At 33.9% G+C, this 9,675-nt stretch carries 10 protein-coding genes; 7 read left to right on the forward strand and 3 right to left on the reverse strand.

Going from position 1 to position 9,675, the window contains the following annotated elements; genetic code table 11:
• Positions 1-111: 111 nt before the first annotated feature.
• Positions 112-1,296, reverse strand: coding sequence for a VapE domain-containing protein (locus tag DET49_RS16870; protein WP_133549850.1), 1,185 nt, complete (start codon positions 1,294-1,296; stop codon positions 112-114).
• Positions 1,297-1,307: 11 nt separating this feature from the next.
• Complete coding sequence (locus DET49_RS16875) at positions 1,308-1,595, reverse strand: helix-turn-helix domain-containing protein (RefSeq protein WP_133549852.1); 288 nt, start codon at positions 1,593-1,595, stop codon at positions 1,308-1,310.
• A 1,273-nt stretch (positions 1,596-2,868) separates the two neighbouring features.
• Here DET49_RS16875 and DET49_RS16880 point away from each other — a divergent pair.
• The 6 genes from DET49_RS16880 to DET49_RS16905 all read left to right on the forward strand — a co-directional run bounded on the left by DET49_RS16880 (position 2,869) and on the right by DET49_RS16905 (position 8,058).
• Positions 2,869-3,486 carry a hypothetical protein gene (locus tag DET49_RS16880; protein ID WP_133549854.1) on the forward strand — a complete coding sequence of 206 codons (618 nt, stop codon included), beginning with the start codon at positions 2,869-2,871 and terminating at the stop codon, positions 3,484-3,486.
• A 20-nt stretch (positions 3,487-3,506) separates the two neighbouring features.
• Complete coding sequence (locus DET49_RS16885; protein ID WP_133549856.1) at positions 3,507-4,592, forward strand: serine hydrolase domain-containing protein; 1,086 nt, start codon at positions 3,507-3,509, stop codon at positions 4,590-4,592.
• Between the two features lie 178 nt (positions 4,593-4,770).
• On the forward strand, positions 4,771-5,754 hold the full coding sequence (locus DET49_RS16890; protein ID WP_166636603.1) for a hypothetical protein: 984 nt from the start codon (positions 4,771-4,773) through the stop codon (positions 5,752-5,754).
• Between the two features lie 25 nt (positions 5,755-5,779).
• Entirely contained in the window at positions 5,780-6,763 is a 984-nt protein-coding gene (locus DET49_RS16895) for an alpha/beta fold hydrolase (protein ID WP_133549860.1), read from the forward strand.
• Between the two features lie 360 nt (positions 6,764-7,123).
• Entirely contained in the window at positions 7,124-7,435 is a 312-nt protein-coding gene (locus DET49_RS16900) for a hypothetical protein (protein WP_133549862.1), read from the forward strand.
• Entirely contained in the window at positions 7,432-8,058 is a 627-nt protein-coding gene (locus tag DET49_RS16905) for an alpha/beta hydrolase family protein (RefSeq protein ID WP_133549864.1), read from the forward strand. Before DET49_RS16900 ends, DET49_RS16905 begins: the two co-directional genes overlap by 4 nt.
• Before the next feature lie 200 nt (positions 8,059-8,258).
• Here the strand turns inward: DET49_RS16905 and DET49_RS16910 are convergent, their stop codons facing one another.
• Entirely contained in the window at positions 8,259-8,750 is a 492-nt protein-coding gene (locus DET49_RS16910) for a hypothetical protein (RefSeq protein ID WP_133549865.1), read from the reverse strand.
• Positions 8,751-8,959: 209 nt separating this feature from the next.
• Here DET49_RS16910 and DET49_RS16915 point away from each other — a divergent pair, with 209 nt between their 5' ends.
• A complete protein-coding gene (locus DET49_RS16915) occupies positions 8,960-9,478 on the forward strand; it encodes a hypothetical protein (RefSeq protein ID WP_133549866.1) in 519 nt (172 codons plus the stop codon).
• Positions 9,479-9,675 lie beyond the last annotated feature (197 nt).

The raw sequence follows: 9,675 nt of genomic DNA on the forward strand, positions 1-9,675 counted from the left end.
TAAGGGTAAGTTGGGTAAGATGCCTTTAAATGATCTTACCAGCCCGAAGGCCCTAAAATACCTGAGCTTAAAGAAGCTTTAGGTAGGCTGGTAAGTAGATTTCAGTATTAATTAATTAATTTCCCAGGGGCTATTCTTAAAAAGAGGTTTTGCCAGGTAGCCGTAAACCCCTTTTACAGGATGCTTGATCCTCTCAAAACCTCTGGACTTCAGTGCCCTCCCCATATTTATTACATTAAGCCGTGGATTTATACAGCTTAGTTGAGTAATGAAATCAGAAGCCGTCATAAAAAAATTCTGATCTTCACTGGTTTCATAAAACTTGGCAAGTAATTCTTCCTCCAGGGTAGGTTCCCGATAGCGTTTATTGCGTTCCTCGTTTCTAAGAATATCCTGGTAAGTCAGCTCAGGATCAAAATTTGGATCCACGTAAGCCAGGTAATAAGCCTGGGCCCATACCTTATCTATATCCACCTCCTTACTATACCTAAAATCGATTGTCCCCAGCAGTTCAAAACATAACCACCTGACCGAGCCGGTTTCATCGCTTAAGAAACTTGCCCTATTGGTAGATCCTATAAAACTGCAGGTCCTTCGAAGGTTTGAATTTTTGCGGTCATAAGGCAAGCGTTCATTGATGATCGTTTTGGAAAAATAAGCCTTAAGTGCATTTAATTCTTTCCTTGCCAGTACCGATAACTCATCAAGATTGATAAGGAAATTTCTGGTAAGCTGAATTCTGGCATCTTTATCTGTAGTCATATCCTCCGCGAAATACCTGGACAAAGCCGGTGGACATAAAAACCGGCACCAGGTAGACTTTCCGGAATTCTGATCTGAATGAACCAGCACCAGGCATTGCTTATTAAAGTAATTAGCCTCAAGGGCACCCTTCACTGTTCGTACCAGCCATTTACGAAAATGGTACAGGAATTCTTCAGAATCCCGGGTGGGAAGATAAGAAGCCAGTTTTCTGATATGGTCCCCTCCCACCCATTTCGGTAGCCGATCAAAATACTCCGTGATAGGATTAAACCTTTCAATGAGGTTAGACCGTAAATAAATATCCAGTTTTCCCGGGGTCACCTCAATATTGGATTTGGCCAGTTCTATTAGCAGAGAATTCACTTCAAAATCCTCCCAGGTTCGCTTCCCTTTAATAGCAATCTGAAACTCCTGGGCTATTTCATTAAACCGGATATCATATTTCGCAGAAACATAATCATCCACATAATCGTAGATTGTTTGCTTCTTCTGGTCAGAAACCTGGTAGAGTTTAAGTTCTTCCTTTTTCATAACCAATATCCTTAAAACCTTTTTTTACGATAAGCATACTCCACTGCCTGCTGCCTGATCTCCTCTTTAGAAGAATGACTATTATCGAGCAGCCATTTATCCAGTTTTTCCCTGGAGAAAAAGATTAATTTGCCTTTTGGTTTAGAAAAAGGAATTTCACCCCTGGCCGTAAGCTTATACATATAACTCCTGGAAATCCCAGTATAATCACAGGCCTCGTCAAAGGTAAGTACCGTCTTGTGAGCACGAACTATTTTTTCAATACGGTCCAATTGCTCTAAAATCTTTAGATCATTCATTTTAGAAATTTTTAAGTTAGAAAATGAACAAAAGCGCTTTTGTTAGTAGAATTCTGAAGCTAAACTAAGAAGGGAAATAGTAGGAAGTGTATGCCTTACATACCAGGTATGTAAAATGCAGGCATAAGTATCCCTTCGACGAATTAGAAAGGCTTATGTATAATTTTTAAAAAATTATACTATCATGATTTTTCTATGAAGGTTGATGAAGAAATTCAATAAATCTATAATATAAATATACCGGTATATTTATAATGAAGTTTGTTCCACATCACAAAAAAAAATCATTATAAAAGTAAGTTCTTAAAGGCAATAAAAGACCTTAGACAACTCTATCTGACCATATTTCTTTAGATCTGAGAGCTTAATACAAAAAGTGGTGACCATAAACTTTTTTATTAAAGGAACCTTCGGGAAAAAATATTCAGCTGAAAAGTGTGGCCAAAGTGGTGTGGGAATCAGCAAAGAGGCGGAATAATAAAACGAGCAAGTCTTTAGGTGCAGGGTCCCTTCTTAGTCGTGCAATTACTGGAAAGTGGCACCAAGTAAGATCTTTTACAGGTATTTTTTCGGAAGTAAATTAACCAAAGCCACCGAAATTAACCCCCTTGTGGCTACAATTATTTTTTTCATAATAGGAAATCCGCTAGTTTCGTAATATAATTTATATAAATGTACCAGTGCTTTATATATAAGTTGGCAAATAGTTATAGAAAAAATATGTTGTATCACATAGCGCCAGATTCTAATGAAAATTAAATATAAAAAAAGCCGCTCCAGATTTCACCTCATAATGATCTGTATTTGGTCTATTTTACTGATTATAAATATTTTGTATGGAGATAGCGACAATTGGACATTTTGGATCTGGATAGTGCTGCCACTGGGATACAATTCCCTTTATGCTTTTGAATATGTTAACCAATACTTGAAGATTGAGAACGGCACTATTTATAAAACATCTTTATTCCCAAAGAAAGTTGAATTAAATAAAATCCAGTCGGTTAAAAAATTTGCGGGTGATTATATAGTAAAAACAGATCAGTCTGAACTGAGGATAGATACAACCATTATTCATCCGACTTCCCTAAAAGAACTAGATAAAATACTGATCTCTCATAATCTAATTTAGAGAATAAACCATTGCTATTAACTATTTAAAAAGCTGAAACCTGTCTTGAATCTAAGCTACGTTCTCACTTGCTTAGCTGATTGTCCTGCGGACAATCACTCTCACCCGCTAGAACAGTTTTTATAGCATCAATTATAAAAAATGAGTCAAAAAGAAGAGATTAACAACAATATTTGGGAGATTTGGAAAATTTCTCTTAATGCGAAAAGATTTTTAAAATACTCCTTTTATCTTCATAAGCCTGATACCAATGAGGAATTTGAATATCTAAAAAAATCGCGTGATTTTAAATTTATCGCTGACGCCCTTTGGAGAAATTGTGTAATTGAACTTTCAAAGCTTTTTTATGATTCAAAAAAACGGGATAAGTTTAACATATTTCACTTCATTAAAAAGCTAGAAAAAGATGTACATTTTAGAAATTTTAAAATTTCTAAAACCAAAATAGATTTTTGGTATAATCAAATAGAAGAAAATAGAAAAACGATCGATTTAATAACTGAACTTAGAGATAAAGTTTATGCGCATACAGATGGTCCAATAGAAAGAATTGGTTTGGACACACCTACATTTGAACAGACCGAAAAGCTAATCGATATAATAGAAAGCGTAATTACAGAAATCTACTCAAGTGTTTTTGATAGTCATGCAATGATGAACAGTCCAAATTTAGAGCTAAATCCATCTAAAATTATTAAGATTCTCGCAGCTGAGAAAAAAGCAAGAATCTCTGATATGGAAGAATTATTGAAAAAATAAATCCTAAAAACTTTACTTCAATGAAATTTAAAATTTTACTCTTACTTACATTTGTATTTAATCTATCATATTCTCAATCTACAAATTCTCAAATCAAAAATTATTTAGATAGCATTGATGATTCAGAGTTTTCAGGAGCAATACTGGTAGCTAAAAATGATGAAGTAATTGATAAAAGGGCTTACGGCCTTTCAAGTATAGAATACGATGTAAAAAATAAAATTGATACGAAGTTTAATATAGCTTCAATTACAAAAATGTTTACAGCTGTTGCAGCTTTACAACTTTATGAGCAAGGTAAAATAGATCTTAAGAAACCAATAGGTAAATATTTACCCGATTATCCAAATGAGATTGTCAGGAACTCGGTAACCGTTCATCAACTCTTAACACATACATCGGGCCTTAACAATTTTTACGTTACCGATTCAGATAAACTCAAAAATTCAGATTACAAGGAAATTTCTGATTTTGTACCACTTTTTGCAAATGATACGCTCTTATCCAAACCAGGAACTAAATATGACTATAGCGGAACTGGTTTCGTGGTTCTAGGTTTAATAATTGAAAATGTTTCTGGTGAGGATTATTACGATTATATAAGAAAAAATATTCTCGAACCATCAAATATGAAGGCAACATCCGAAATCCAGGTAGACTCTATTGTTAAAAATATAGCAAGTGGCTATACTTCACAATTTGGTCAAAATAAAGTTTTAAAGAAAAATGATTATTACCTAACAAAGGCATCTCCAGCTGGATTTTATTATTCTACGGTAGTAGATTTATTTAAGTTCTCAAGAGCTTTAAGGAACCATAAATTACTTAATAAAAAGACAACAGATTTGATGTTTGAACCTAAAGTAAAAGGTTATAATACTCATTTAGGATATGGTATTGACATCGATAACAGATACAATCAAACTATAGTCGGCCACAGTGGCGGATGGTATGGAATTCACGGCGAGTTAATGGATTTTATGGACGATAATTATACAGTAATTATTTTATCCAATATTGATGACGGAGGAAAGACAGGTGCATCAAAAGTAGCTGACTTCTTTAAGAGCTTACTAGCGGATAAAGAATTAGAACCTAACCAATAAGCATTATAAAAAAATAGTGTACACCAAGTCGATTGTATCCAAATATAGGGCTTAGTCGAAATGTGTAATTTAGATATCCAAGAAAGAAAATGGTTAAGCCGAAAAGCTCGCGTCCCTATTCCCCTAACTTGAGAACCGTAACCGATTACCCACCATTTAAAAAAATATGAGAATACTAATGAACATCGGGATATTATTTATTTCCTTTTCCGTTTTCGGCCAGAAAGTACCAGAAATAAACCTTAATAAAACTCTTTCAGAAAATCTTGAGAAAAATAAAGTTGAAATTGTTGATGAAACCTCTCTGTACATAAATGATGGAAATTCAAATGAACTCTTCTATTATGCACTAAAACCCAAAGGCAAAATTAAAGGTACCCTTATACTATTACCCCCAACTGCACAAAAAGTTGAAGATGCTATAAATAACAATATCAAACTAGCCGAACTAGCATTCGAGAAAGGAATTCTGTTGATAATACCCTCGATTAATTATAATCTTTACCTTGATAAAATCGCAATGGACTTTTTAAATACTACTTTTAAAAATGCCATTTCTAAATATCAAGTACCAAAAGACAAAATAATAATTGGAGGTTTTTCTCTGGGTGGGATGAACGCCATTAGATATGTAGAACTCTCGAAAGAAAACCCTGATTTAACATCAATTCAACCAGTTGCTGTTTATGGAATAGACCCACCATTGGATTGGGCAAGAATTTACTATTCATTTCAACGAACTAAAGAATTAAACTTTTCGGAAGTAGCCGTGAATGAGGCTAAGGATTATTTAGCAAAACTTGATAAGCAATTTGGTGGTTCACCTAAAGCAGTACCGAATATTTATTCTAAGCATTCAATGTATTCAAAAGCTGTAAAAGGTGGTGGCAATGCTACATTCCTAATTGATACACCAATCAGAATTTACTCTGACCCAGATATTGATTGGCATTTAACAGAAAGACAAACGGATTTTTATGACATTAACGCATTAGACCAAACTGCAATGATTAATGAATTGAGAATTTCGGGCAATCAAGAGGCAGAATTTATTAATGCTTTGGGTAAAGGATATCGATTAAATGGAATACGCCATCCCCACTCATGGTCGATTGCTGAACCAAATGGATTAATGGATTGGATAATTGACAAAATAAATTAAACGGCAAGTACCATATAAAACTATTATGAAATTAATTTTAAAAATACTTAAGTGGATTGGCAAAATTTTAGCCGGACTCATAATTCTATTATTGATAGCTGGAGTTGGTTTCAGATTATTTAGTTCAAAACCCGTTCCTCCCGGAAAATTAGTTGATGTTGATGGAACTAAACTTCATATAATAGCAGAAGGTAAAAAAAATGATTTGCCAACGCTTGTACTTGAATCAGGTGCAGGGGGTGGCACGGGTGTATTTCATTGGGTTGCAGATGGGTTGAAAAAAAACATGAGAGTTGTGCGTTATGATAGAGAAGGAAAATGGTTTAGCGAATCGAGTAACGACAGTATTACCTCGGAATTTTATGCTCGACAATTACATAAATTACTAGAAAAAAATGGTGAAAAACCACCTTATATATTAGCAGGTCATTCTATGGGCGGTCCTTATAATCGAATATTCAGAGACCTATATCCAAATGAAGTAGAAGCCCTTGTTTTTATAGATTCGAGTCATCCAGAACAATGGGAACGATTAGGAGTAAAAGGATTGTTTGATGAAAATCAAATTATCTTTGGGAAATTTTTTATAATACTTGCTGATATGGGAATATTGGGAGTTTACAATAAAATAATGAAGCCTGAGTCTATGGATAAAGATTTACCGAAAGAGTACCAAAATCGCAAACTTTATCTTACTTCTTATTCTGGGGACGTTTATCGTAGGTTACTCAAAGAAAATAGCATAAATGATGATATTTTTCAACGAGCAGGTGTGGCAAGTAGCTTAGATTCCTTACCTGTTCTGGTTTTTACAGCAAAGAAACAGTACGGGGATACTCAAGTATGGTATGAAATGCAAAAAGAATTGAAAGAACTATCTACTAAAGGAAAACAATTTTATATGGATGCAAATCACGGTTCTATAATTACAAAAAAAGAAAATGCCGAAATAATTAATAAAGAAATACTTTTAATGGCTGAAACACTTAAACAGAAAAGCCAAGGTTAAAGGTTTTACAACCCTATATAAGAATTTCGTGTGTTTGTTGCGTCTGATTACCTTGCGGAAAACCATTGCCCAGACGCAGCACTGTTTTTACAGGACGAGACGTTGGTCAGAATTCATCTTATAAAAATTGATATTTTTAGGGAAGTTCAAAAAGCAATATAAATAAGGACGAAAAAAGAAGAGAGCTCGATTTTTTAAGTGGCGTACTTTCATCTATTAACGAAAACTCGATCAGAATTCTGGGCCGGGCACGATTCGAAAAGCTGAAAGGAGGAGCATATGCTACCCCGGAGAGAGTATTACTTAAGAGCTATGTAAAAGTGCCTCTTCCTTTTTTGACTTTAAAGAGAATTTATCTGAATGAATCGAATACAAAAAACTATAATTGGATTATTCATTACCTTTTTCACTCTCATAGCAATTGTGATTTTTAGATACAATCTTATTTTTGGTGAAACCGTCTTCCAAAAATCAATGATGGCTGGTTGTATGCATAAAGAGCTAAAAACAAAAAATTTTGGTAAGAGTAAAAAGTTATGTGAATGTTATATTGGAATTCTAGTAGAAAATTATTCAGAAAGCCAGATTCGGAATAATATTGATCAAATAAAACTAGAGAATAAAAATCCTTTTAAAAATTGCAGATCAGAAGATGATGCCTCGGTGAAATAGCAAAAAAAGGTTATGTAGTAATTGCAAGCCAATATAGAGGAAATGCAGGCAGAGAAGGAAAAGACGAATTTAGAGGCAAAGATGTTAATGATATAACTATTTTACCGGAAGTATTAAAAGAAGTAGAATCGGCAGATACTAATAAGATCGGAATGTATGGATGGAGTCGTGGCGGAATGATGACTTATATTGCCTTAACCAAAACAGATAAAATACAAGCTGCAGTTGTTGGAGGTGGGGTTTCAGATCAATTTAATGCAATTGAAAACAGACCTGAAATGGAAACCAATGTTTTATCAGAACTGATTCCCAACTATGCAGAAAACAAAGAGGCGGAATTAGAAAAAAGGTCTGCAATAAAGTGGGTAGACCAATTTCCAAATGACGTTCCTATTCTAATGTTACACGGCAATTCCGACTGGAGAGTAAAACCTGAGCAAAGTCTAAAGCTTGCTCTAAAGTTTGAAAAACACAGAATTCCTTACCGCCTTATAATGTTCGAAGGTGGGGATCACGGGATTTCAGAAAATAAAGAAGAAGTTAACGAAGAGGTGATCAACTGGTTCGACCGATACTTAAAGAATAATGAACAGTTACCAAATATGGAATACCACGGCAGATAAAAACGGTGAGCAACATTATAAAAACAAAGATACTTGATTTGCTGCTTTTTCATCGATACTAAAAACATAAGATGCTTAAACCTGTCTCGAATCCAAACTCTGCGCTCGCTTGCGGATTGTCCTGCGGACAACACACCCCAGCTCGCACAGTTTTTATAGGACGTTGTGCGTAATCCCAAGAATACTAACATTATAAGGATTTACCACAATTTATTCTCTCTTTTAGCTTTCCTCCGATCAACCAAACTAGATATAGCGATATACAAAGAAAAAACTGGTATATAGAAAAAGTACTGGCCAATAAAATATAACAGGAAAACATCCAGTGGTAGGACCATAATTGAAGCAATTAACCAAGCGTTTCTTGTGGTATAACCAATTTCTCTCAATTTTCCGTCAATTGAAGGCAATAGGTAATCTCTTTCTAGTTCAAGCAATTCTTTCAATGTCAGATCAGAAACGGATTTGGATTGAATTGTCTTTAAATAATTAATAAACAGTTTTTTTTCTTTACGGACTATTTCACCATTATTGTAATTATCTAAATCCCTTGCTAATTTTTCAAGTTTATGGAATTTTATCCTTTGTAAAGAATTGGGAGAATTATTCTTCTCAATTTTTAATAACAATGATAAGGAAGAAGACAAAAATATTTTATCGAATTCCTCTTCATTATAAAAATCTAAATTCATAAATATGGTGAAAATTCTTTTAATATCTATTCAAGATGGAGAATCAAATGTATGGGAAATAAAGGACTACGCACAAAAATATAAAAACAATGCTATATTAGTGGCCATTCGAAAGCCTGTGTTCGCTTGCATATCGGATTGTCCTGCGGACAATCAAGCTCGCCAGATCGCACAGTTTTTATACGGGACCTCTTGAGAAATTTATAACAATGGATAAAAAAGATACTTTTGGAGACATAACTATGAAAAAAATAAGTTTAGCAATTTGTACTGCTCTTGGCTTATTTTTTCTATACGAACATTTTGCCAATCCAGAAATTACTGAAGAAAAAGACCTTGCCACACTTAATGTTGTACTTGAAGATTTCACTTTTGAACGTCATGAAGATTTTAGTAGAAGATCTCCCAACTATTATATAAAAACTTTTGAATACAATAATATTTTTAGAGTAGCTTCAGATGATATATGGTTATTTAATATGCGGAAATTCGAGAGCGATAGTCTAAAGAACAAACCGGTTCAAATTAAAATTTCGAATGAAGAAAAAGCATATTTAAATCAACCTGACCACCTTGTCTCTCTTTACGCAATATCGAAAGACAATAATCCTTACTTAAGTTCTAAAGAAACTTTAAGGGAAAATCAAGGACCAATGAGTTTAATAATATCATTAGGCTTTTTTGGTCTTGCAGGTTTCATCGTAATTTTATTAAAAAAGAAGTTCTAAAAACTATAGCCAATAATAATAAAACAATGCTAAACACTGTCTATATTCAAAAGTCCGTGTTCGCTTGCAACGTCTGATTGTCCTGCGGACAATCAGGCACACCTGTTTTGGCCCCTATAAAACAAGAGAATTATTCTAAATTTCAAAAATTAATTAAGCGGTTTGTTTTTTCATTAAAATCAGGTGTTGATCCCGAA

Origin of the sequence: Salegentibacter sp. 24 (assembly GCF_004362395.1) — a bacterium.
Classification (GTDB): domain Bacteria; phylum Bacteroidota; class Bacteroidia; order Flavobacteriales; family Flavobacteriaceae; genus Salegentibacter.